The organism is Acidovorax lacteus (assembly GCF_039540375.1).
In the GTDB taxonomy this organism is placed as follows: domain Bacteria; phylum Pseudomonadota; class Gammaproteobacteria; order Burkholderiales; family Burkholderiaceae_C; genus Acidovorax_G; species Acidovorax_G lacteus.
This window is the reverse complement of sequence record NZ_BAABEX010000003.1, coordinates 69,989-94,113: the sequence shown is the minus strand read 5'-3', so window position 1 is coordinate 94,113 and position 24,125 is coordinate 69,989. Positions and strand designations below refer to the sequence as shown.

Below are 24,125 nucleotides of genomic sequence, written 5' to 3'. Positions count from 1 at the left end.
CCAAGGACCTGCCCGTGTTTGAACTGACCCTGCTGTGCCCCGAGCCCCGCATCGAGGACGTAAGCGACGCGCTCGACGCGCTCGACGCCCTGAGCGTCTCGGTGGAAGACGCCGACGCCCAGACCGAGGCCGAGCAGGCCCTGTTCGGCGAGCCCGGCATGCCCCCGCCCAAAGAGGGCTGGCAGCGCAGCCGCGTGGTGGCGCTGTTCCCCACCGAAGAGGCCGCCACCGAGGCGCGCAACTTGCTGGTGCTGCAGGATTTCTTTGCCGACTGCGCGGTGGTGGCACTCACACGCGTGCCCGATGAGGACTGGGTGCGGCTCACGCAGTCGCAGTTTGCGCCGGTGGAGATCACGCCCAGCTTCTGGATCGTGCCCACCTGGCACGAACTGCCCGCCGGGGCCACACGCAGCATCCGGCTCGACCCGGGCTTGGCCTTCGGCACCGGCACGCACCCAACCACACGCATGTGCCTGCGCTGGATTGCCCGGCACACGCCCGTGGCCGATGGCACCTGGGGCCGTGTGCTCGACTACGGCTGCGGCTCGGGCATCCTCGCCATCGGGGCGGCCAAGCACGGTGCCACGCAGATCGATGCGGTGGACATCGACCCGGCGGCGGTCGAATCGGCCGCGCGCAATGCCGATGCCAACGGGGTGCAGATGCGCACCGGCCTGCCCGATCTGGCCCAGGGCGAATACGCCGTGGTGCTGGCCAACATCCTGGCCACGCCGCTCAAGGTGCTGGCGCCGCTGTTGTGCGCCCATGTGCATGCTGGCGGCCACCTGGTGCTCGCGGGCATCCTGGAGCGCCAGGCCGAGGAGCTGCAGCAGGCTTACGCGCCCTGGGTGTCGCTGCAAGTCCACGACTCCGAGGACGGCTGGATCCTCATGACCGCTCAGCGCTGAGCGCTGCGTGCGCGGGGGCGTGCTGGCGCTCGCGCGCTCCTACAATCCGAGCCGATGAGCCAGATCACCCGCTGCCCGGCGTGCGCCACGCAATTCAAGGTCGTCCCCGACCAGCTGCGCATTTCCGAAGGCTGGGTGCGCTGCGGCCAATGCAAGCAGGTGTTCGATGCCGTGGCCCATCTCATGGTGCCCGCGCAGCCCGATCTGCTGCCATCGATGCCCTTGGGCCGCACCGACGGTAGAGCCACCGCCACCCCAGCTGCCACCCCGACAGCTACGCCTGCTGCGCGCAGTGCCGTGCCACGCGCGCCAGGGGTCACCTTGTCACAGCCGTTGGCTGCCCCGGCCGCCAGCGACACGGTGCCTCGGCAGGCCCCGGTGGCGCCTGTCGCCCCGGCTGCTTCTGCTGCATCGGCACCCACAGCACCCACCGTATCGGCGCGTGCGGTGACCGATGCAGCGGCTGCGCCCCGCCCCACTGCTGCGCCCGCGCCGGCCGAGATTCCGGCCTATCTGGCCAAGGGGGCCCCCCCGCTGGCCAGTGAGCCTGCGTGGACCCTCGCCCCAGCGTCGCGCGACCCGTGGCGCGACCAGGGCCTGCCCCGCAGCCTGCCGAGTTCGGCCCTGCCGCCCGGCCCCCTGGCACCGGTTCCAGCTCCGGCATCGTTGCCGCCTGCGGTGCCATCTGCCGACTCGACGCCCGCGCGTTCACCGGCGGTCGCAACGCCATCCGCCAGGAGCAGGGTGCCCGAACCCGCTCCGGCCCCAACCCCAGGCCCGGCACCAGTGTCGGTGGCGCTGCCGGTCGTCCCCGAAGTTCCCGCACTGCCCACGGTGGCCCCGCCCGTCGATACGTCCCCTGTGGCGCAGGCCCCTGCAAGCCGCTGGCAGCCACCGGCCGATCTGGAGCCGCTGCCGCCGATTGAAATGCCCGAACTGGCGCCCACACCGGAGTCCGCTGCCGCCCGCCGACAGATGGCAGCAGCGCCTCTGGTGACGCCACCGCCGCCCGAGCCGTCGCGCCCGGCTGCCCCGGTGCATGATGCGCAGCCGCAGCCGCAGCCGCAGCCGCAGCCGAAAGCACCCGGCCCGGCCGAGTCGTTGGGGCGCGCGCAGGACGAGAGCGCATCGGCAGACCTGCTGGCCGCCGCCGCCCCTGCGTTGCACAGCGACAGCGTGACCGCGGCAGAGGGTTTGGTGCCCGACGACCCACCGCCCGAAGCCAGCGCCCAGAGCGCCGGCGCTTCACGGCGCAAACGCCGCCGCGAGGCCGATGCGGCCACCGAGGACGCCGAGCCCGCCGAGAGCCCGGATGAGGCCGTAGACGTGGGTTTTGTCCGCGCAGCCCGCCGCCAGGCCTTCTGGCGGCGGCCGTTGGTGCGGCTGGTGCTGGGCCTGGTCGGCCTGTCGCTGGCCACCCTGCTGGCGGGTCAGATCGCCGTGCAGGAGCGGGACCGCATCGCAGCGCTCGACCCGCGCACGCGCCCTTGGTTGCAGGCCTTGTGCGAGCCGCTGGGCTGCCAGATCGAGCCGCTGCGCGACATCAACGCCGTGGTCATCGACAGTTCCTCGTTCACCAAGGGCCGGGGCGACAGCTACCAGCTTGCGATGGCCGTGAAGAACCGTGCCACCCATCCGGTGGCCACGCCCGCCATCGAGCTCACGCTCACCGATGCGCAAGACCAGCCCGTGCTGCGCAAGGTGCTGACGCCGCAGGACATGCTTGCCCCGCCCGAACTGCCTGCGCGCGGCGAGTGGAATGCGTCCGTCGGCGTGGTGGTCACCACGGGCGGTGCGCGCGTGGCTGGCTACCGCATGCTCGTGTTCTATCCCTGAGCTTTTTCAACCTTCCAACCGATTGCCCCCACATGGCTGCCCTCATCTGCGGATCGCTTGCGTTCGACACCATCATGACTTTCGAGGGCCGCTTTGCCGAGCAGATCCTGCCCGACCAGCTGCACATCCTCAACGTGTCCTTTCTCGTGCCCTCGCTGCGCCGCGACTTCGGCGGCTGCGCGGGCAACATCGCCTACAGCCTCAAGCAACTGGGCGGTGACCCCGTGCCCATGGCCATGCTCGGCACCGATGGCGACGCCTACGTGCAGCGTCTGCAGGCGCTGGGCATCCGCACCCAGCACGTGGGCCGCACCGACGCCACTTACACCGCGCAGGCCATGATCATGACCGATCGCGACAACAACCAGATCACGGCCTTCCACCCCGGTGCGATGATGCACGCGCACACGCTGCAGGTGGTGCAGGACGGCAGCATCCGCCTGGGCATCATCGCCCCCGACGGGCGCGACGCCATGCTGCAGCACGCCGAGCAGATGGCCGCGCTGGGCATTCCGTTCGTGTTCGACCCGGGGCAGGGCCTGCCCATGTTCAACGGCGAAGAGCTCGCACGGTTTGTCGAACAGGCCAGCTGGGTCACCGTCAACGACTACGAGGGCAAGATGCTCTGCGACCGCACCGGCTGGTCGCTGGAGGCGCTGTCGCGCAAGGTGCGCGGCCTGGTGGTCACGCTGGGCGGACAGGGCTGCGAGGTCTGGACCGATGGCCAGCGCACGCTGGTGCCGCCCGCACAGCCCGCGGCCGTGGTCGACCCGACGGGCTGCGGCGACGCCTGGCGCGGCGGCCTGCTCTGGGGCCTGGAGCAGGGCTGGGACCTGGCCCGCTGCGCGCGGCTGGGCAATGCCCTGGGGGCCCTCAAGATCGCCGAGCGCGGGCCGCAGAACTACACCGTGCCCGCTGCGCTGGCCCAGCAGGCCTGAGCCCTCTCGAACCGGGGCGACTGGCCCGCAGCGGCGGCGGTCCCGGGTCTTGCGCGGTGATCGGCACAGTGCTTCTCGTGCGATGATATTGCTATCAAAATGATATCTTGTCGTGCTCGAATTTGCTGGTTTTCGGGCTGTTTTGATGCAATTCCTGATGTGGCGCCCCAGGAGACGCCCCGAAGGGCTGTGCAGCCGTTTGTTGTGCCACAGCCCGTGATGCCGCTGTGCCGCCGACGCAGGCGACCATGTGTGACATGGGACGCGCCGCAGGGTGTGGGCGAACCCGGGGTGCGGCCCGGCGCGCGTGCTGCTTCACTGCGCCGGGGGGTGTCTGCGCGTGTTCGCCAGCCTGCCGGACCCATAAAAAAACCCGGCGGGTCACGCCGGGTTGGGATGGGCCGAGGGGCCGATCTCAGGGCTTGGAGCCGGTCGGAAAAGGCCAGGCGGCTTGGGGGTTCAGCGTCGTCTGCGCAGCAGGCGCAGGGGCTGCAGCGGGTGCAGCTGCTTTCTTTGCGGGCGCAGCCTTCTTCGCAGGTGCAGCAGCCTTCTTGGCAGGAGCGGCGGCCTTCTTCGCGGGCGCAGCAGCCTTCTTGGCAGGGGCGGCGGCCTTCTTCGCGGGCGCAGCAGCCTTCTTGGCAGGAGCGGCGGCCTTCTTCGCGGGCGCAGCAGCCTTCTTGGCAGGAGCGGCGGCCTTCTTCGCAGGCGCAGCAGCCTTCTTGGCCGGGGCGGCCTTCTTCGCAGGTGCGGCGGCCTTGGGTGCAGCAGCCTTCTTCGCGGGGGCGGCCTTCTTCGCCGGGGCAGCCTTCTTGGCGGCGGGTTTCTTCGCAGTTGCCATCATGTTCTCCTTGGGTCAGTGGTCAAACAACACCCCGTGCCTTCTGCGGGCACGAAGCGACCCATGGCACCGGGTACGAACCCGTCGCCATGAATACAGGAGCGCGACCCACGTGCCCGGTGCGGGCGGTGTGGGGTCGGTGCGCGAGGAAGGTTGCCATGGCGTCGAGGGCGCGGGGGGTCAGTCCCAGGACAGGGCGCCGCCAGACTGGTACTCGATGACCCGGGTTTCGAAGAAGTTGCGTTCTTTCTTCAGGTCGATCATTTCGCTCATCCAGGGGAACGGGTTTTCCTCGTTCGGGAAGAGCGCTTCCAGGCCGATCTGGGTGGCGCGGCGGTTGGCGATGTAGCGCAGGTAGCCCTTGAACATCGACGCATTCATGCCGAGCACGCCACGCGGCATGGTGTCTTCGGCGTAGCGGTATTCGAGTTCGACGGCCTTGAGGAACAGCTCCTTGATCTCGGCCTTGAACTCGGGCGTCCACAGGTGCGGGTTCTCCAGCTTGAGCTGGTTGATCAGGTCGATGCCGAAGTTGCAGTGCATCGACTCGTCGCGCAGGATGTACTGGTACTGCTCGGCAGCGCCGGTCATCTTGTTCTGGCGGCCCAGGGCCAGAATCTGCGTGAAGCCCACGTAGAAGAACAGCCCTTCCATCAGGCAGGCGAACACGATCAGCGACTTCAGCAACGTCTGGTCGTTTTCGGGCGTACCAGTCTTGAAGTTCGGGTCCATGATCGCGTCGATGAACGGAATCAGGAACTCGTCCTTGTCGCGGATTGAGGCGACTTCGTTGTAGGCGTTGAAGATCTCGCCTTCATCGAGACCCAGCGATTCCACGATGTACTGGTAGGCGTGCGTGTGGATTGCTTCCTCGAACGCCTGGCGCAGCAGGAACTGGCGGCACTCGGGTGCCGTGATGTGGCGGTACGTGCCCAGCGTGATGTTGTTGGCGGCCAGCGAGTCGGCCGTCACGAAGAAGCCCAGGTTGCGCTTGACGATGCGACGCTCGTCTTCGGTCAGGCCGTTCGGGTCTTTCCACAGCGCGATGTCGCGGGTCATGTTGACCTCTTGCGGCATCCAGTGGTTGGCGCAGGTGGCAAGGTACTTTTCCCAGGCCCACTTGTACTTGAACGGCACCAGCTGATTCACATCGGTCTGGCCGTTGATGATGCGCTTGTCGGCCACGTTCACACGGCGGTGTGCGGTGGCTGCGGTGGTGTCTGTCGATGCGTGCGCAGTGCTGGAAGCCACCGTCTGCAAAGCAGGGGCCGGCTGTCCGGCCGGAAGGCCCCGCGGTGCGAGGCCGTCCATCGAGGTGGTCGGTACGGGCTTGACTTCTTCGTCCCAGGTCAGCATAGGTTTTCCAGTGAGCGGATTATGAAAGCAGTGCTGCAAAAAGCAAAGCACTGGAGCGGCTTGCGGCCTTGTTTTGTTGCCACATGGCACACGAATAGCGCACCCTGGGAAGGCCCTGGATGCGCCATCGCGGATACGGGGACCTGCTTACTGGCAGGCCTCACAGGTTGGATCGTCGATCGCGCAGAACTTCACATCGGTGGCGGGCAGTGCGGCGGCCTGCGCAGCGGCCTGTGCCGCAGCGGCTTCGAGCGCGCTCGGACGTGCTGCTGCAGCCGCCTGCATACCGCCTTCGGGCGATGTGGACACCGCATTGAGCTGGCGGGTGTTCACCGTGCTCATCTCCACGTGTGTGGCGCTCTGCGTGCGCAGGTAGTAGGTGGTCTTGAGACCGCGAATCCAGGCGAGCTTGTAGGTCTCGTCGAGCTTCTTGCCCGAGGCGCCGGCCATGTAGATGTTCAGGCTCTGCGCCTGGTCGATCCACTTCTGGCGGCGCGATGCGGCTTCCACCAGCCAGCGCGGCTCGACCTCAAAGGCCGTCGAATACAGCGCCTTGATGTCTTGCGGCACACGGTCGATCGGATGCAGCGAGCCCTTGAAGTGCTTGAGGTCCATGATCATCACGTCGTCCCACAGCCCCAGGCGCTTGAGGTCGCGCACCAGATAGCCGTTGATCACCGTGAACTCACCCGACAGGTTGGACTTGACCGACAGGTTGCCGAAGGACGGCTCGATCGACGCGTCCACACCCACGATGTTGGAGATGGTGGCCGTGGGCGCAATCGCCACGCAGTTGGAGTTGCGCATGCCGTCCTGCGCGATCTTCTTGCGCAGCGCATCCCAGTCGAGGCTCGCGGAGCGATCGACTTCCACATAGCCGCCACGCGCCTGCGACAGCAGGTCCAGCGTGTCGAAGGGCAGGATGCCGCGGTCCCACAGCGAGCCCTTGTAGCTCGAGTACTTGCCACGCTCACGTGCCAGTTCGGTCGAGGCCCAGTAGGCGTAGTAGCAGATCGCTTCCATCGAGCGGTCGGCGAACTCCACTGCCTGCTCCGATGCATAGGGAATGCGCAACTCGTACAGCGCGTCCTGGAAGGCCATCAGGCCCAGGCCCACGGGGCGGTGGCGCAGGTTCGAGTCGCGGGCCTTCTTCACCGCGTAGTAGTTGATGTCGATCACGTTGTCGAGCATGCGCATGGCCACCGACACGGTGCGCTTGAGCTTCTCGTGGTCGATCTGGCCGTCCTTGAGGTGCTGCAGCAGGTTGATCGAACCCAGATTGCACACAGCCGTTTCGGTGTCGCTGGTGTTCAGCGTGATCTCGGTGCACAGGTTGGAGGAGTGCACCACACCGGCATGCTGCTGCGGCGAGCGCACGTTGCACGCATCCTTGAACGTGATCCAGGGATGCCCCGTCTCGAACAGCATGGTCAGCATCTTGCGCCACAGGTCGGTGGCCTGCACCACCTTGCTGGGCTTGATCTCACCGCGCGCGGCCTTTTCTTCGTAGGCCACATAGGCCTTTTCGAAATCGGCACCGAACAGGTCGTGCAGGTCGGGCACCGAGGAGGGCGAGAACAGGGTCCAGGTGCCCTTTTCCATCACGCGGCGCATGAACAGATCGGGAATCCAGTTGGCCGTGTTCATGTCGTGCGTGCGGCGGCGGTCGTCGCCGGTGTTCTTGCGCAGTTCCAGGAACTCTTCAATGTCCAGGTGCCAGCTTTCCAGATACGTGCACACCGCACCCTTGCGCTTGCCGCCCTGGTTCACGGCCACGGCCGTGTCGTTGACCACCTTCAGGAACGGCACGACGCCCTGCGATTCGCCGTTGGTACCCTTGATGTGGCTGCCCAGTGCGCGCACGCGCGTCCAGTCGTTGCCCAGACCGCCTGCAAACTTGGACAGCAGCGCGTTTTCCTTGATCGATTCGTAGATGCCGTCCAGGTCGTCGGGCACCGTGGTGAGGTAGCACGACGACAACTGGCTGCGCAGCGTGCCGCTGTTGAACAGGGTGGGCGTGCTGCTCATGAAGTCGAAGCTCGACAGCACCTCGTAGAACTCGATGGCACGGGTTTCGCGGTCGATCTCACCCAGCGACAGGCCCATGGCCACGCGCATGAAGAAAGCCTGCGGCAGCTCGATGCGCGTCTTGCGCACATGCAGGAAGTAGCGGTCGTACAGGGTCTGCAGGCCCAGGTAGTCAAAGCGCAGGTCGCGCTCAGGCTTGAGGGCGGCCGCCAGGCGCGGCAGATCGAACTGCAGCAGGCGCTCGTCCAGCAGTTCGTTGTCCACGCCCTTCTGGATGAACTGCGGGAAGTATTCGGTGTACGCGGCGCCAATCGCATCGCGCGGCACTTCGCGGCCCAGCACCTCTTTGAGGATGGTATGCAGCAGCAGGCGGGCGGTGGCGTAGGTGTAGTCGGGGTCCTTCTCGATCAGCGTGCGTGCAGCCAGGATCGAGGCCTTGTACACCTCGTCCACGGGCACGCCGTCGTACAGGTTGCGCATGGTCTCGGCCACGATGGGGTCGGCCTTCACATCGGCGCCCAGGCCGTCGCAGGCTTCTTCGATCAGGCGTTGCAGGCGCTGCAGGTCGAGCACCACCCGTTCGCCGTTGTCCAGCACATGGAACTGCGGCGCCACGGGCGCTTGCTGCTCAGCCTGGCGCGCGCGCTCCTGGGCGCGGCGCTCGCGGTACAACACATAGGCACGGGCCACTTCGTGGTGGCCACCGCGCATCAGGCCGAGCTCGACCTGGTCCTGCACGTCCTCAATCGGAAACGTGCCGCCGCCAGGACGCGAGCGCATGAGCGCGCGCACTACGTTCTGCGTGAGTGTGTCCACCACTTCGCGCACGCTGGCCGATGCCGCGCCCTGCGTCCCGTGCACCGCCAGGAACGCCTTCATCATGGCCACAGCGATCTTTTGCGGCTCGAAAGGCACCACGGCGCCGTTGCGGCGGATGATCTGGTAGTGGCCCATCGTGCCGACAGCAGCGCTCGGGCTGCTGGTCGCGGCAAGGGTGTCGTGAGGCGTGCTGGGGGCGTGGGAGGTGGTGGTCTGTGCAGCGTGCATGGAGTCCTCTCGGGTCGGCTGTCGGGTATGGGGGGAGGGCGGTGCGCAAGGCCAGCAAGAGGGCACCCCGGTCGGGTGGGCTGGCGATCAAGACGCTACCTATAGTGTTTCGGATGCGTTCAACACACTAGGGGTAGTGTACGCCGGAATGGATGCGACTTGCGGCCCCCGGGCTCGGTCGGCAGGCGGATCCCCCGCGTTGGAGTGGCTGTTGAGCGATACCGGGCAAGACTTTGTGCTGTGCGGCGTAGGCTGCATGCGGCCTGGCGAGCGGTTGTGCAGCGGCAGGCCGCACGGCTTCGCGGGTACGGGTTGTACTCAGGAATTTCCCGCGGTTGCGATTTGATGCAAACCCGCGACATCGTGCGCCGCAGCAACCGACACGGGCCCCGGGTCAATCCTTGACAGGAAAGCGTTCGGGCGGCCAACCCAGCAGGTCCTGCAACCGGGCCCAGTCAAATCCGGGGCCCGGGTCGCACTTGCGGCCCGGGGCAATGTGCTCGTGTCCGGCGACATGGGCAATCGGGTAGCGCAGTGCCAGATCCTGGCACAGGCGCGCCAGGCACACGTATTGGGCAGGCTCGAACCGGTCGCCCTCCAGCCCCTCCAGCTCGATGCCGATGGAGTCGTCGTTGCACTGCGCGCGACCGCGGTACGACGAGGCCCCAGCGTGCCAGGCGCGCCGGTCGGTGTCCACGAACTGCCACAGCGTCCCGTCACGCCGGATCCAGAAGTGTGACGATACCTCCAGACCCCGGATGCTCTGGAAATACGGGTGTGCATCCCAGTCGAGCGTGTTGGTGAACAGCCGGGCCACGCTGTCGTCGCCGTACTCGCCCGGCGGCAGGCTGATTGAATGCACCACGACCAGATCGATCTGCGCGCCGTCGGGCCGTACCCCGTGGTTGGGGGAGGGGCACACATGCGCTGCCGTATGCCACCCCTGCCGCCAGGGCGAATCGGCAGACGCCGCGTTGCGTGTGTCAGGCCGCTTCATCCGGTTGGTCCGAGTCGGCGGTGGGCACGGTGATCTGCAGCCGCTCGATGCGGTAGCGGATCTGCCGCAGGCTGATGCCCAGGCGCGAAGCCGCCGCCGTACGGTTGTAGCCTGACTCGCGCAGCGCACGCACGAGGATCGCGCGCTCCTGCTGGTCGAGCCAGGCCTGCAGGTCGTTGGGCAGCGCTGTGGACGGGTCGCTGGTGCTCATGCCCATGGCGGTCCAGTCGGCGCCTGCCTCGGGCGTGTGGCCCGCGGCATGCGGCGACCCCAAAGCCTGTGCCGCCGCACATTCCAGTTCCAGGGCTCCGCCTTCGCTCAGGGCCAGGGCGCGGTGCAGCAGGTTCTCGAGCTCGCGCACGTTGCCCGTGAGCGGATGCTGCGCCAGCACCTGCCGCGCTGCGGGCGTCAGGGTGGGTACCGGCATACCCGAGTCCTGCGCGATGCGGCGCAGCAATGCATCGCACAGCGCGGGCAGGTCGTCGCGCCGCTCGCGCAGAGGCGGCACCACGATCTCGATCACGTTGAGCCGGTAGTACAGATCCTGGCGGAAGCGGCCCGTCTGCACATCATTGGCCAGATCGCGGTGGGTAGCGCTCAGGATGCGCACGTCGATGGTTTCCTCCTGGGTGGAGCCCAGCGGGCGCACGCTGCGCTCCTGGATCACCCGCAGCAGCTTGGACTGCATGGCCAGCGGCAGGTCGCCGATCTCGTCGAGGAAGAGCGTACCGCCGCGCGCGGCCTGGAAGTAGCCTTCGCGGTCGTGCGTCGCGCCGGTGTAGGACCCCTTGCGCGCGCCGAAGAACTCTGCTTCGAGCAGGTTTTCCGGGATCGCCCCACAGTTCACGGCCACCAGCGGGCCATCGGCGCGCTGGCTGCAGGCGTGCAGCGCCTGGGCCACAAGTTCCTTGCCCGTGCCCGACTCGCCGTGGATCAGCACCGGCGCCATGCCGCGTGCCACCTTGGCAATCCGCTGCTTGACCAGCACCATGGCGGGCGATTGCCCGACAAGCCGTTCCAGCGCCGTCTGCGCGCGGGCGTCGGGATCGTTCGCGCCCGTATTGCGGGCATTGGCCGGGGTACGTCCGCCGCGGGGCGCTGGCACGCCACCCGTGCCCTGAATGGCCGAAGCCACGACTGAGCGAAACTGTTTGAGATCGACCGGCTTGGTCAGGTAGTCGAACGCCCCGGCGCGCAGGGCCTCGACCGCGTTCTCGGCCGAGCCATAGGCCGTCATGACCACGCAGCGTTCCTTGCGCTGCTGCTCGCGCAGGTCCTGCAGCACTTCTAGCCCGAAGCCGTCCGGCAAGCGCATGTCGGTGATCACGGCGTCAAAGCGCCGCTCGCGCAATTGCTCGCGGGCTTCCTGCACGCTGGCGGCGGTTTCCACCCGGTAGCCCTCGCGCAGCAACGTCAGCTCGTACAGCGTGCGCAGGTCGGGCTCGTCGTCGATCACGAGGATGGAGGCGGCGGGAGCGTTCATGGAAGCAGAGATCAGACGACCGGAGTGTCGAACAAGGAGGGGGTCTGCACAGGCCGGGTGGCTCGGCGGAACGATACCGCAAACGCATTGCCGCCAGTGACGCCGCGTGCCAGGGTGCGTTGCACCCGCTGGTAGGCAATGGACGCACCGTGGCGCTGGCACAGCTCTCGGCAAATGTAGAGTCCGAGACCGCTGGAGCGGCTCTCGGAGGAGAAAAACGGCTCAAACAGGTGGCGCTCGATGGAGGGGTCGAGCGGTGCACCGTCGCTCCAGACCTGCAGCACGGCCTGTCCGGCGGGGCTGACACGCGTGTTGACCACCAGCGAGTCTTCCTGGTTGCCCATGTAGCGCAGGGCGTTGTCGAGCAGGTTCACCAGCACGCGCCGCAGGTGCTCGGTGTCGAACTCGACCTGGGCCTGCGGAGCTTCCAGCAGCACCTGCGCGCGGCGGCGTATCGGGTCGTGGCGTGACCAGTCCTGCCAGATCTGGGCCACGGTGTCGTCCAGCGAGAGCGTGGCGGCGGCCACGTCACCGATCTGCCGCTGCACGCGGGCGATGTCGAGCACGTCTTCTGCGATGCGTGCCAGGCGTTCGGCGTTTTGGCGCACCATGGTGGCAAGACGCTTGTGCCCCGGGTCCTGCAAGTCTTCGTCGAGCAGCGCATTGGCCTGCATGATGGCCGCCAGCGGGTTGCGGATCTCGTGCGCTACAGCGGCGGACATGCGACCCATGGCGGCCAGCTTCTCGGTGCGCAGCCGCGCCTCCATCTCGCGCAGGTCGTGCAGGAAGATCACGCACAGCCGTTCAAAGCTGGCGGCGGGCTCATGGATCGGGTCGCGCGGCGATGTGAGCCAAGTGCGCACATGCAGCCCGGTCGGGCTTTGGCCCGGGTGCAGCAGATCGACGTCGGCCGCCTGTGGTGCCGCCCGGCGAAAGCTGCGCCGCGCCAGTTGCACCAGCGGAGTCCAGGCTGCGTCGAGGGTCAGATCAAACGGCGGCTGTGCGTATGAGCTGCCACCCAGCAGCACCAGCGCCGCTGGATTGGCCGCGCGTACCGTGTCGTGGTCGTCCACGACCAGCACACCGTCGTGCAGGTTTTGGATCACCAGGGACGAGACCTCGGCCTGCGCGCGCGCCGCCATCTGGCTGCGCTCGGCCAGCAGTTGCTCGCGTGCGAGCCGTGTGGCGAGCTGGTGGACCAGAAACGCCACCAGAAAATAGCCCGTCCCGGTGAGCGCGCTTTGCAGGTACGACTGCGCGTCGTCCAGGCCCAGGCGGTGGCCGCTCCACCAGGCCCAGCCCAATAGCAGCAAGGTGACTGCGGCAGTCGTGCCCAGCGCCAGCGTGAGTGTGCCCAGCACCGCGGCCATCAGCACCGGCAGTCCGAACAGTGGCGTGAAGTTCAGCGGCCCGGTTTGCAGCAGTTGCAGGCCTGCAATCAGGGCCAGGTCCACCCCGATCGACGGCAGCCATTGCGCGCCAGCGCCCGGCGCAGGTGGGCGCTCGTGGGCCATCACGCGCAGGAGCAATGTGGCCACCAGATACAGCAGGCATAGGCCCAGCACGGGCACGTTGGCCGTTGCACTCACGATCTGCCCCAGTACCTGCAGCAGCAGCAGACACAGGGCCACCATGACCCGGCCGGTCAGGAATCCGCGCCACAGCCGCAGAAAGGGCGACTCGGGCAGGCCGCTCGTGCTGGCGAGCAGAGGCGACTCCATGGCCCTCGGGTTCAGCTGCGCGCGCCCAGGCGGCGGTGCTCTTCACAGCAGAAGCTGTGGTTGCCCAGCAGCAGGGCATCGCTGCGCGGCAGGTGCACGCCGCAGTGGGCGCAGGCCACCATGTCCTGGGGGGAGGGCGGCGCCGCGGGGCGGCGCTGGGCCGCCGGGGCTTGCCTGCGGCGCTGTGACGACCACAGTGCCACGGCCACGCCGATCACCAGCAGCAACACCAGGTACTTCATGCGCTGCGCCCCAGCACCACTTCGAGCACGAAGCGCGAGCCCGCATAGGCGAGCAGCAGCAGCGCGGCCCCCGCGTAGAGCACGCGCACGGCGTTGCGGCCGCGCCAGCCAAAGCGCCAGCGCCCCAGCAGCAGGGTGGCAAACGTCAGCCACGACAGCAGCGAGAACACCGCCTTGTGGTCCCAGCGCCAGGCCTTGCCGTACAGCGATTCGCCAAACCACCAGCCCGCCAGCAGCGTGGCCGTGAGCAGCACGAAGCCCGCGCCCACAAAGCGGAAGGTCAGGCGCTCGAGCGTGAGCAGCGGGATGCCGCTGTGCGGGTCCTCGCCCTGGCGGATGTGGTGTTCGGCCCGCGTCATCAGCCAGGCGTGGACCACAGCGGCGGCCAGCAGGCCGTAGCAGGCAATGCCCAGCGCCAGGTGCAGCGGCAGCCAGGCCGAGGCTGTTTGCGGCAGCGGCGTGCCCGGGAACACCAGCGCCAGCAGCACGGCGGCCGCGCCGAAGATGGCCAGCATCCAGCGCGCGCGCATGCGCGGGAACAACTGCTGCTCGACCGCGTACACCGTGAGCACAAGCCACGCCGTCATCGACAGCGCCGGGGCAAAGCCGAAGCGCGGGCTATCGCCCCACAGGCCCCACACCAGCACCGCGCCGTGCAGCAGCCAGGCGGCCACCAGGGCATTGCGCGCGGCGGCAACGCCCAGGCGGGCGGCAATGGCCGCGGGCACCGCGTACGCGGCTGCTGCAGCCAGGGTGAGCAGCCAGCTGAGCGGGGAGGCGCCGGATAAAATCATCGGCACAGTTTAGCCTCTTGCCCCGCCGTTGCCTCGGGTGCCCTGCCTGGTGGCAGGCCACCTGCCGCAGCCCCAACCCCCGGATCTCCCACGCCATGGCCTCAGCCCTCACCGACAAACTCTCGCGCCTCGTCAAGGAGATGCGCGGGCAGGCCCGCATCACCGAGTCCAACGTGCAGGACATGCTGCGCGAGGTGCGCATGGCGCTGCTCGAAGCCGACGTGGCGCTGCCCGTGGTGCGCGAGTTCATCGCCCGTGTGAAGGAAAAAGCCCTGGGCCAGGAGGTGCTGGGCTCGCTCAAGCCCGGGCAGGCGCTGGTGGGCATCGTGCACCGCGAACTCGCCGCCACCATGGGCGAGGGGGTGTCCGACATCAACCTCGCGGCCCAGCCGCCCGCGGTGATCCTGATGGCCGGCCTGCAGGGCGCGGGCAAGACCACCACCACTGCCAAGCTGGCCAAGCACCTAATCGACAAGCGCAAGAAAAAGGTGCTCACCGTCTCGGGCGACGTGTACCGTCCTGCCGCCATCGAGCAGCTCAAGACCGTGACCAAGCAGGCCGGTGCCGAATGGTTCCCGAGCACGCCCGAGCAGAAACCGCGCGACATTGCGCTGGCCGCGCTCGATTACGCGCGCAAGCACTACTTTGACGTGCTGCTGGTCGACACGGCGGGCCGCCTGGCCATTGACGAAGTGCTGATGCAGGAAATCAAGGACCTGCATGCGGTGCTGAACCCGGTGGAGACGCTGTTCGTTGTGGACGCCATGCAGGGCCAGGACGCGGTGAACACGGCCAAGGCCTTCAAGGAGGCGCTGCCGCTCACCGGCATTGTGCTCACCAAGCTCGACGGCGACTCGCGCGGCGGTGCGGCGCTGTCGGTGCGCAGCATCACGGGGGCGCCCATCAAGTTTGCGGGCGTGTCCGAGAAGATCGACGGCCTCGAAGTGTTTGACGCAGAGCGCCACGCGGGCCGTGTGCTGGGCATGGGCGATATCGTGGCCCTGGTCGAGCAAGTCACGGCCGGGGTGGACATTGAGGCCGCGCAGAAGCTCGCAGCCAAGGTCAAGAGCGGCGATGGCTTCGACCTCAACGACTTTCTGGCGCAGATCCAGCAGATGAAGCAGATGGGCGGGTTGTCCAGCCTCATGGACAAGCTGCCCTCCCAGCTCACGGCCAAGGCCGGTCAGGTGGATCTGGACAAGGCCGAAAAGGAAATCCGCCGCAAGGAGGGAATCATCTGCAGCATGACGCCGCTGGAGCGCCGCAAGCCCGAGTTGATCAAGGCCACGCGCAAGAAGCGCATTGCCGCCGGGGCGGGCGTGCAGGTGCAGGAAGTCAACCGCCTGCTCAAGGAGTTTGAGCAGATGCAGGACATGATGAAGAAGATGAAGGGCGGCGGCCTGATGAAGCTCATGAAGAAGATGGGCGGCATGAAGGGCCTGGGCGGCGCAGGCGGTATGCCCAAGCTGCCTTTCTGAAGCCCTGCTACGGCCCCGGCGCAGTACGGCGCACCACACAGCACGCGCGTCGCACCGCACGCGCACCACACGGCCCCGCCCGCCGCACGCTGGCGCTTTTCAGAGGTTAAATAGACTGCTCGTGCTTTGCAATCAAGCACGAGCAGCTCACTTTTTGATAGCAATCTGCCGCAAGGCCCAGTCCAGGCCCGGTGCAGGCTCCATGCCAGCCAGGCGCCGGGGGTTCGCCGTACGGGGCGCAGGCGGCGGTGGCCGCATCGGCGCGATGCGCTGGCCCCGGGGGGCGGATGGGCAGCTGTGCGGGCCTTCAGACCCGCCGGCGCTCACAGCGCGGAGACGGTCTCCTGGGTGCAAACCTCGCCGCGCAGGGTGTACGACTTGGCTTCGGTGATGCGCACATCCACCATCTGCCCCACCAGGCGCGGCTGGCCCGCGAAGTTGACCACGCGGTTGCATTCGGTGCGGCCCATCAGCTCGCTGGCGTCGCGCTTGGAGGCGCCTTCCACCAGCACGCGCTGCACGGTGCCCACGCGCTGCTCGCTGATCTCACGGATGTGGCGGTTGATCAGCGCCTGCAACTCTTGCAGGCGGCGCAGCTTGACGTCGTGCGGAGTGTCGTCCGGCAGGCCGGCCGCCGGGGTGCCGGGCCTGGGGCTGAAGATGAAGCTGAAGCTGTTGTCGAAATGCAGCTCTTCGATGAGCTTCATCATCTTGGCAAAGTCGTCTTCGGTCTCGCCCGGGAAGCCCACGATGAAATCGCTGCTCAGTGACAGCTCGGGCCGGATCGCGCGCAGCTTGCGCACCGTGCTCTTGTATTCCATGGCCGTGTAGCCGCGCTTCATGGCCATGAGGATGCGGTCGCTTGCGTGCTGCACGGGCAGGTGCAGGTGGCTCACCAGTTTGGGAATGCGCGCGTAGGCCTCGATCAGGCGGGGCGTGAACTCGTTGGGGTGGCTGGTGGTGTAGCGGATGCGCTCGATGCCCGGGATGTCGGCCACGTATTCGAGCAGCAGCGCAAAGTCGGCGATCTCGGCCGTGCCGCCCATTGCGCCGCGGTAGGCGTTGACGTTCTGGCCGAGCAGCGTCACTTCCTTCACGCCCTGGTCGGCCAGGCCCGCGATCTCGACGAGCACGTCGTCAAACGGGCGGCTCACTTCCTCGCCGCGGGTGTAGGGCACCACGCAGTAGCTGCAGTACTTGCTGCAGCCTTCCATGATGGACACGAACGCGCTAGCGCCCTCGACCCGTGCGGGCGGCAGGTGGTCGAACTTCTCGATTTCGGGGAAGCTGATGTCCACCTGCGGCTGGTCCTGCCGCTCGCGCGCGTTGAGCAGCTCGGGCAGGCGGTGCAGGGTCTGCGGGCCGAACACCACGTCCACATAGGGCGCGCGGCGGATGATCTCGGCCCCTTCCTGGCTGGCCACACAGCCGCCCACACCGATCTTCACGCCGCGGGCCTTGAGGTGCTTGACGCGGCCCAGGTCCGAGAACACCTTCTCTTGCGCCTTCTCGCGCACCGAGCAGGTGTTGAACAGGATCAGGTCGGCTTCCTCGACATTGGTCGTGGGCTCGTAGCCTTGGGCTGCGCCCAGCACGTCGGCCATCTTGTCCGAGTCGTACTCGTTCATCTGGCAGCCAAAGGTTTTGATGAAGACTTTTTTGGCCATGGCAGGCTCCTGGCAGATACGGGGGAGCGCCGTTCGGTGCGGCGCGGGCAGGCGGTCGGCCCGGCACAGGCCGGGCCGCAGCGTGGCCGGTGCTCAGCGCACCGGGGTGTCGGATTCGGTGCGGTAGTTGCGCAGCACGCCGTCGGCGTCCATCACCGCACCGGGGCTGCTACCCGCCGGGGTGGGGCGCGGCCGCGCGGCCTCGCCTTCGGTGAGGATCCAGGCCGTGAGCAGCATGCCGGTGGCGTGCTCGATCACGTAGTTCACACGGAAGCTTTGGCCGACCACGGTGTGCAGCATCACCAGCGTGTTCTGCGGGCTGAACAGGCGCAGGCCCGGGGCCGTACGCACCACTTGGCCGTTGAGCAGCACCTGCGGGCCGGGCGCGATCTGCAGCGCGCCGCGGCGCGCGGCATCGGGAAAGGTGCGTTCGCCACCCAGGCCCATGGGCACCGGCAGCGGCGTGGAGCCGCTCTGCGCCTGGGCGGGCAGCGTGGTGGCGAGCAGGGCCGCCATGCCGAGGCCCAGCGGCAGCAAGGGCCGTGTGAGGCGGTGGCGCAGGGCCTGGGAGGGGGTTGGGGGCGTGCAGCGGGTCATGGTGTTCATCCAGGGGCTGGGTGGCGGATTCTACGGCAGGGGGGCTGAAGCCCCGGCCTGCGCAGGTGTTGCGCCCTCCGGACTGTGGGCGCGTGGCCTTGGCCGGACCGCCAAAGAGAAAACCCCACTGCCTTGCGGCAGCGGGGTTCAATGTGGTGGCGCTTCACGGACTCGAACCGCGGACCTGTGGATTATGATTCCATCGCTCTAACCGACTGAGCTAAAGCGCCAGAGCCCTCAATTATAGCCACATTTTTCGCGCCGTTGGCGTGCGTGTGGCGAGGCTGCAGGGGTTGATGATCGGTTTGCTATTACTTTAATAGCTGCCCGTGCTTGTTTTGTAAGCACGAGCAGCCAATTTGCCTTCAAACTGCGAGCGCCGCACAAGCGGCGCTGCCGCTTCACTGGTGCTGGAAGGTGGCCTTGCGCTTGCCCAGGAAGGCGTCCATGCCTTCCTTCTGATCAGCGGTGGCAAACAGCGCGTGGAACAGGCGGCGCTCGAACATCACGCCGTCGGCCAGCGTGCCTTCGAACGCGCGGTTCACCGATTCCTTGGCGGCCATCACGGCCACTTGCGAGAAGTCGCTGATGATGAGGGCCGCGCCCAGGGCTTCGTCCATGAGCTTGTCGTAGGGCACGACGCGGCTGACCAGGCCCGAGCGCTCGGCTTCGGTCGCGTCCATCATGCGGCCGGTCAGGGCCATGTCCATGGCCTTGGATTTGCCCACGGCGCGCGGCAGGCGCTGCGTGCCGCCAGCGCCGGGGATCACGCCCAGCTTGATCTCGGGCTGTCCGAACTTGGCGTTGTCGGCGGCGATGATGAAGTCGCACATCATCGCCAGCTCGCAGCCGCCGCCCAGCGCAAAGCCGCTGACCGCAGCGATCACTGGCTTGCGCACCGAGCGGATGGCTTCCCAGTTGCGGGTGATGTAGTCGCCCTTGTAGGCGTCTGCAAAGCTGTACTTGGCCATGGCGGCGATGTCGGCCCCGGCGGCAAATGCTTTTTCGCTCCCGGTGATGATCATGCAGCCGATCTTTTCGTCGGCGTCGAAGGCCTTGAGCGCCGCACCCAGTTCGTTCATGAGCTGGTCGTTCAGCGCATTGAGCTGCTTGGGACGGTTGAGCGTGATGATCCCCACCTTCTCGGCTTCGGTGCGGACCTCGATCATTTCGTAGGCCATGGTGATCTCCTTGTGGTGTGCTGCAAAGGGCCCATGCACGGGCCCAGCCGCAAACGACTATACCCAAGGGCCCTGGCCTGCGCTGGCCCCCGCCGCGACAGCCGGGTTGCAAACCCGGCCACGGCCGACATCGATCCTGCCAACGGTGCGGCCTGCGCGTTGCGTGGGTGGCTCGGGCCTCAGCCCGCGAGCCAGCGGCCCACGGCGGCGCCGTCGCGCGGCTTGAGCTGTACGGTGTCGGGTGTGGCTGGCGGGGCCGGGCGGGCGGCTTTGCGTGGGGCTTTGCCGGCCGCTGCGGGCGCGGTGCCGGGCAGCGCAGGCCACTGCAGCGGCAGGCGCAGCAGGCGGCCGTCACGCGCGACCAGCGCGGTGCAGGCGTGGGCGCGGCCGGTGAGCAGGGGCAGGTCGTCGAGCTTGTGCAGCCGCCAGCCGCCTTCGGGCGTTTCAACGCCCAGCCATTCGTCGCCCGCGGCCAGGCCTGCGCGCTCGGCCGGGCCGCCGCGCAGCACCTGCTTGACGACCACCCCCTGCGATTCGGCCACGCGCAGGCCCAGGCGCTGCGCCCATTGCGGCCGGTCGGGCTGCATGTCCACGCCGTGCGCGGCCAGCAGCTCGGACAGCGGCAGCTCGTCCGTGCTGTGCACCCATTGCGCGATCTCGGCGGCCCAGCTGCGGCCGCTGTGCGCGGCCAGCTCAGCCAGCAAGTCGTCCTCGCGCATCGGGCCGCCCTGGCAGCGGGCCCACAGGCCGCGCATCACAGCGTCCAGCGTCGTGCGGCCTTCGCGGCGCAGGGCCAGGTCCAGACACAGGGCCACCAGCGCGCCCTTGGTGTAGTAGCTGATGGTGGCATTGGCCGTGTTTTCGTCCTGGCGGTAGTACTTGATCCAGGCGTCAAAGCTTGCTTCGGCCACGCTCTGCACGTGGCGACCCGGTGCCTGCAGCACCTGGTGCATCGTCTTGTTCAGCAGCTTGAGGTAGCCCGCATCGTCCAGCAGCCCGGCGCGGCGCAGCAGCAGGTCGTCGTAGTAGCTGGTGAAGCCTTCAAAGAACCACAGCAGGCGCGTGTAGTTCTCACGGTCGTAGTCGTAGCGCGCAAACTCGGCCGGGCGCAGGCGCTTGACGTTCCAGGTGTGGAAGTACTCGTGGCTGATGAGCCCGAGCAGCGTGGTGTAGCCGTCGCTGCGCTGGGGTTCGTCCAGCCGCGGCAGGTCGCGTCGGCCGCAGATCAGCGCGGTGGAGTTGCGGTGCTCCAGGCCGCCGTAGCCGTCCAGCACCACATTGAGCAGGAACACATAGCGCTTCATGGGCGGCTTGCCCGTGGGGTGCCAGAAGCGGATCACGGTCTCGCAGATCTTCTGCGTGTCGGCCAGCAGGCGCTGGGCATCGAACGAGGGCGCGGCCCCGGCCACCACCAGCCGGTGCGGCACGCCGCCTGCGCGGAATTCGCCGCTCCAGAAGCGGCCCATCTCTACCGGGCAGTCCACCAGTTCGTCGTAGTCGGTCGCGCGGTAGCTGCCAAAACCGTAGGCGTCCACAGCTTCAGCGGCAAGGCCTGTGGCGAGCTGCCAGCCCTGCATGGCGGGGCTGCGCTCCACCGTGATCTGGTGCGGCGCGTCTTCGCACCCGTGCACACGCAGGCACAGGCTGGTGCCGTTGAAGAAGCCGCGCGTCGCATCAAGCCAGGCGGTGCGCACCGAGGTGTCGAACGCATACACCTCGTACTGCAGCACCAGCGGCTGCCCGGCGCGGCAATCGGTCTGCCACAGCTGTTTGCCCAGCGCCGTCACGGCCACGTTGCGCCGGCCCTGGCGGGCCGTCAGGCGCTGCAGATGCCGTGAGAACTCGCGCACCAGGTAGCTGCCCGGAATCCACACCGGCAGCGACACCTGCTGCAGCGCGGCTGGCTCTGCCACCGTGAGGGTGACGCGGTAGCAGTGTGTGTGCAGGTCGGGTGCTTCAATACGGTACTGCACGGCGGGGGGGCGGGGGGTGCTTCGGGCCATGGGGCGGCGTTCCATCAGGGCAAAAACAAAGGGCCCCGCGGGGCCCTTGACGGCAGGCTAGTTCAGTTGGGACCGGCTTCGGCCAGGCGGCGCTCGATTTCGGCGGCCGGCACCGCACCCGGTACGCGCGTGCCGTCGGCAAAGATGAGCGTGGGCGTGCCGGTGATCTTGTGCTTGCGGCCAAAGGCCAGGTTGCGCTGCAGGGCTGCCGTGTCGCAGCTGGCCGCGGCCGGGTTCTTGTCGCGCAGCATGTAGTCGTTCCAGGCGGCGGCGCGGTCTTTGGCGCACCAGATGTTGCGGGATTTCTCCGCAGAGTCGGGGCTCAGGATTGGGTACAGGAACAGGTACACCGTCACGTTGTCGACGTTTTGCATGTCGCGCTCGAAGCGCTTGCAGTAGCCGCAGTTGGGGTCTTCAAACACGGCCAGCTTGCGTTTGCCGTCGCCACGCACCAGGGTGAAAGCATCCTTGAGCGGCAGCGCCGAGAAGTCCACCGCCGTGAGTTTGTTGATGCGGTCTTCGGTCAGATTGCGGCGCGCCTTGGTGTCGATCAGCTCGCCCTGAATCACGTAGTTGCCCTTGGCATCGGTGTAGAACAGATCGGTGCCGATGCGCACCTCGAACAGGCCCGGCATGGGCGTCGGGCGGATCTCGTCGATCTTTTCCATTTGCGGAATGCGCTCGGCCAGGGTCTTGCGGATCACGGCCTCCTGGGCCGATGCGCCGGTGGCCAGCCACAGGGTGGCGGCGGCCAGGAGGGTGGGAAGCAGTTTCATGGAGGGTTCCGGAAAATCAGTGTCGGGTGGAGTGCGCGCTCAGGCAGAGGTTCCCATGGCCTGGCGTGCGATCCATTGCTTGAGAGGGCCGCTGCGGTCAAAACCGGCCATGCCCCAGCGGCGCAGTTGCACCAGCGCCTCATCGCTGCGGCCAAACAGCTGTTGCAGCCCGTCGGTGGCCAGCAGCATGGGCCACACGGCGGCCTTGCGCTCGCGCTCGTACGCCCTCAGCACGCGCAGGTCGGCCACGCTGCGCCAGTAGTCGCGCCCGTGCAGCGCGCGCGCCAGCGCAGCCGCATCGCCCAGCCCCAGGTTGAGGCCCTGGCCTGCGAGCGGATGCACCGTGTGGGCCGCATCGCCTGCCAGCACCCAGCTGCGGGCTGCGCCCGGGCTTGGCTGTGCCCCGGGCCAGGGGCCGCACCAGCGCTGGGCCTGCGCCTTCTGCAGCGGCCAGACGGCGCGGGGGGCGCTGAGCGCCACGGTGCCCACCGCCCCCTGTGAGGCCGCCTGCAGGCGCAGCGCGAACTCGGGCTCGGGCAGCGCTGACAGCTCGGCGGCCTGTGCCGGGCCCACCGACCAGACCACCGCCACCTCATGCCCCTGCGGGCCACCCAGCGGCAGCAGGGCCAGGATGCCGTCGTCCAGGAACCATTGGCGGGCCACCTGGCCGTGCGCTTCGCTGCAGCGCAGCCGCGTGGCCAGTGCGTGCTGGGGGTAGGGGGTCACGTCGTAGGCCACGGCGAATTCTTCGCGGGTGCGGCTGGCCTTGCCTTCGCAGACGATGGTGAGCGGAGCGTTCACCGGGGCATCCACCGTCTCGATCTGCGGCTGGTAATGCACGGCGTCGGCCAGGCGTTGCTCCAGCGCGGGCACGTCCACGATCCAGGCCAGCGCTTCTGCGCCTTGCTCGTGGGCGTCAAATTGCACGGCCGCGCCCGGGTCGCCCTGCACCTGCATGCGCAGCACCGGTGTGGCATGTTCGGCTTGCGGCCAGGCGCGCAGGCCTTCGAGCAGGCTGCGCGAGGCGCCGTTGAGCGCGTAGGCGCGCACGTCGGGCGGCTCGTCCTGCGGGATGGGGCCGGGCACGAGCGCGATGCGCAGCCGGTCGCGGGCCAGCAGCAGTGCCAGCGTGCGGCCGACAATGCCCGCGCCGCGGATGCAGATGTCATAGGGGAGGGCCATGCGCGGCATTGTAGGAGTGCCCGCATACCCCGCGCGGCGGCGGTAGCATGGCGCTCTTTGGGCTGCTGCGGCGGTCTTCGGTGGAGGTTCTGTCGTGGCGTTTCCTTCTTCCAGCGACCTGGTCGGCCAGGTCCGGCAACTCTTTGTGTACCCGGTCAAGTCGTGCGCCGGGGTGGCGTTGGCCGAGTCCGTGCTCACGCCCACCGGCCTGGCGGGCGACCGCGAATACATGGTGGTCGATGCGCGGGGCGATTTCCTGTCGCAGCGCACCCACCCGCGCATGGCCCTCATCCGCCCGCAGATCGACGGCACGGGTCTGGTGCTGCACGCGCCCGGCCACGCGCCCCTGCCGGTGTCGGGCGAAACCGCCGGCGCGCCCATGCCCGTGCGCGTGTGGGGCGACACGGTGCTGGGGCTGCACATGGGCGCGGCGGCTGCGCGCTGGTTCAGCGCGTTTCTGGGCGAGACCTGCACCCTGGTGCGCTTCGATCCGTCGGTGCGCCGCCTCTCCAGCCTGCGCTGGACGGGGGGTCGCGCAGCGCCCAACCTGTTTTCCGACGGCTATCCGCTGCTGGTGGTCACCGAGTCGGCGCAGCAAGCGCTCAACCAGCGCCTGCAGCAGGCGGGACATGCGCCAGTGGGCGTGGAGCGCTTTCGGCCCAATCTGGTGGTGGGCGGCTGGGAGGCGCACGACGAAGACCGCGTGGCCGAGCTGCACATTGCGGCCGAGGGCGGGGCCGCGACGCTGGCCCTGGTCAAGCCCTGCGCGCGCTGCCCGATCCCAGACATTGACCCGGCCACCGCCGAGAGCCACCCCGCCGTGGGCCAAACCCTGCGCGGCTACCGGGCCGACGCACGGCTCGACGGTGCGATCACCTTCGGCATGAATGCCATCGTCACTGCCGGGGCCGGGCTGCGCTTGCGCGTGGGCCAGCCGGTGGCGGCTGACCTGGACTTCGGCTAAGCCAGATCCTGAGGGTCGCCCGTACGGCTGCGCAGACCGGGCCCACGCCCAGTCACTACAATCCCACCCCAAACGCCCCGCCGCCGGGC

General features: G+C 68.1%; 19 protein-coding genes and 1 tRNA gene. 5 read left to right on the top strand and 15 right to left on the bottom strand.

Going from position 1 to position 24,125, the window contains the following annotated elements; all coding sequences use genetic code 11:
• Nucleotides 1–14: 14 nt before the first annotated feature.
• Genes prmA through ABD866_RS01715 form a run of 3 tightly spaced genes read left to right on the top strand, consistent with a single transcriptional unit; the run spans nt 15 to nt 3,682 of the window.
• Complete coding sequence (gene prmA, locus ABD866_RS01725; RefSeq protein ID WP_345060610.1) at nt 15–908, top strand: 50S ribosomal protein L11 methyltransferase; 894 nt, start codon at nt 15–17, stop codon at nt 906–908.
• 54 nt (nt 909–962) lie between these two features.
• Nucleotides 963–2,744, top strand: a complete 1,782-nt coding sequence (locus tag ABD866_RS01720; protein WP_345060608.1) for a DUF3426 domain-containing protein — start codon at nt 963–965, stop codon at nt 2,742–2,744.
• Nucleotides 2,745–2,776: 32 nt separating this feature from the next.
• A complete protein-coding gene (locus tag ABD866_RS01715; RefSeq protein ID WP_345060607.1) occupies nt 2,777–3,682 on the top strand; it encodes a carbohydrate kinase family protein in 906 nt (301 codons plus the stop codon).
• Between the two features lie 415 nt (nt 3,683–4,097).
• On the opposite strand, the gene ABD866_RS01710 is transcribed toward ABD866_RS01715, so the two are convergent.
• From ABD866_RS01710 to ABD866_RS01675, 8 genes are all read right to left on the bottom strand, one after another.
• Nucleotides 4,098–4,520, bottom strand: coding sequence for a histone (locus ABD866_RS01710; protein WP_345060605.1), 423 nt, complete (start codon nt 4,518–4,520; stop codon nt 4,098–4,100).
• A 180-nt stretch (nt 4,521–4,700) separates the two neighbouring features.
• Entirely contained in the window at nt 4,701–5,876 is a 1,176-nt protein-coding gene (locus ABD866_RS01705; protein ID WP_345060603.1) for a ribonucleotide-diphosphate reductase subunit beta, read from the bottom strand.
• A gap of 147 nt (nt 5,877–6,023) precedes the next feature.
• Complete coding sequence (locus ABD866_RS01700; RefSeq protein WP_345060601.1) at nt 6,024–8,951, bottom strand: ribonucleoside-diphosphate reductase subunit alpha; 2,928 nt, start codon at nt 8,949–8,951, stop codon at nt 6,024–6,026.
• A 394-nt stretch (nt 8,952–9,345) separates the two neighbouring features.
• Nucleotides 9,346–9,948 carry a 1,6-anhydro-N-acetylmuramyl-L-alanine amidase AmpD gene (gene ampD / locus ABD866_RS01695; RefSeq protein ID WP_345060600.1) on the bottom strand — a complete coding sequence of 201 codons (603 nt, stop codon included), beginning with the start codon at nt 9,946–9,948 and terminating at the stop codon, nt 9,346–9,348.
• Nucleotides 9,935–11,431: a sigma-54-dependent transcriptional regulator gene (locus ABD866_RS01690; RefSeq protein ID WP_345060599.1), complete on the bottom strand. Its 1,497-nt coding sequence runs from the start codon at nt 11,429–11,431 to the stop codon at nt 9,935–9,937. The genes ampD and ABD866_RS01690 overlap by 14 nt, the downstream gene beginning before the upstream one ends.
• An 11-nt stretch (nt 11,432–11,442) precedes the next feature.
• Nucleotides 11,443–13,152: an ATP-binding protein gene (locus tag ABD866_RS01685; protein ID WP_345060597.1), complete on the bottom strand. Its 1,710-nt coding sequence runs from the start codon at nt 13,150–13,152 to the stop codon at nt 11,443–11,445.
• 11 nt (nt 13,153–13,163) lie between these two features.
• Nucleotides 13,164–13,394 (bottom strand): PP0621 family protein, encoded by a 231-nt coding sequence (locus ABD866_RS01680; protein WP_345060595.1) that lies wholly within the window; start codon nt 13,392–13,394, stop codon nt 13,164–13,166.
• Nucleotides 13,391–14,188 carry a cytochrome C assembly family protein gene (locus ABD866_RS01675; protein WP_345060593.1) on the bottom strand — a complete coding sequence of 266 codons (798 nt, stop codon included), beginning with the start codon at nt 14,186–14,188 and terminating at the stop codon, nt 13,391–13,393. Before ABD866_RS01675 ends, ABD866_RS01680 begins: the two co-directional genes overlap by 4 nt.
• 95 nt (nt 14,189–14,283) lie before the next feature.
• Between ABD866_RS01675 and ffh the strand changes: the two genes are divergently transcribed.
• Nucleotides 14,284–15,666 (top strand): signal recognition particle protein, encoded by a 1,383-nt coding sequence (gene ffh, locus ABD866_RS01670; RefSeq protein WP_345060591.1) that lies wholly within the window; start codon nt 14,284–14,286, stop codon nt 15,664–15,666.
• 323 nt (nt 15,667–15,989) lie between these two features.
• Here ffh and miaB read toward each other — a convergent pair whose 3' ends face one another.
• The 7 genes from miaB to ABD866_RS01635 all read right to left on the bottom strand — a co-directional run bounded on the left by miaB (nt 15,990) and on the right by ABD866_RS01635 (nt 23,072).
• On the bottom strand, nt 15,990–17,333 hold the full coding sequence (miaB, locus tag ABD866_RS01665; protein WP_345060590.1) for a tRNA (N6-isopentenyl adenosine(37)-C2)-methylthiotransferase MiaB: 1,344 nt from the start codon (nt 17,331–17,333) through the stop codon (nt 15,990–15,992).
• Between the two features lie 93 nt (nt 17,334–17,426).
• Nucleotides 17,427–17,930, bottom strand: a complete 504-nt coding sequence (locus ABD866_RS01660) for a hypothetical protein (RefSeq protein ID WP_345060588.1) — start codon at nt 17,928–17,930, stop codon at nt 17,427–17,429.
• Nucleotides 17,931–18,083: 153 nt separating this feature from the next.
• Nucleotides 18,084–18,160: transfer RNA gene (locus ABD866_RS01655), tRNA-Met, on the bottom strand.
• 171 nt (nt 18,161–18,331) lie between these two features.
• Complete coding sequence (locus ABD866_RS01650; RefSeq protein ID WP_345060586.1) at nt 18,332–19,111, bottom strand: enoyl-CoA hydratase; 780 nt, start codon at nt 19,109–19,111, stop codon at nt 18,332–18,334.
• A gap of 179 nt (nt 19,112–19,290) precedes the next feature.
• Nucleotides 19,291–21,114 (bottom strand): M61 family metallopeptidase, encoded by a 1,824-nt coding sequence (locus ABD866_RS01645; protein WP_345060585.1) that lies wholly within the window; start codon nt 21,112–21,114, stop codon nt 19,291–19,293.
• 62 nt (nt 21,115–21,176) lie between these two features.
• On the bottom strand, nt 21,177–21,890 hold the full coding sequence (locus ABD866_RS01640; protein WP_345060583.1) for a DsbC family protein: 714 nt from the start codon (nt 21,888–21,890) through the stop codon (nt 21,177–21,179).
• A gap of 39 nt (nt 21,891–21,929) precedes the next feature.
• Nucleotides 21,930–23,072, bottom strand: coding sequence for an FAD-dependent monooxygenase (locus tag ABD866_RS01635; protein ID WP_345060581.1), 1,143 nt, complete (start codon nt 23,070–23,072; stop codon nt 21,930–21,932).
• 94 nt (nt 23,073–23,166) lie between these two features.
• Here ABD866_RS01635 and ABD866_RS01630 point away from each other — a divergent pair, with 94 nt between their 5' ends.
• Nucleotides 23,167–24,036 (top strand): MOSC domain-containing protein, encoded by an 870-nt coding sequence (locus ABD866_RS01630; protein ID WP_345060579.1) that lies wholly within the window; start codon nt 23,167–23,169, stop codon nt 24,034–24,036.
• The last annotated feature ends 89 nt before the right edge of the window (nt 24,037–24,125 follow it).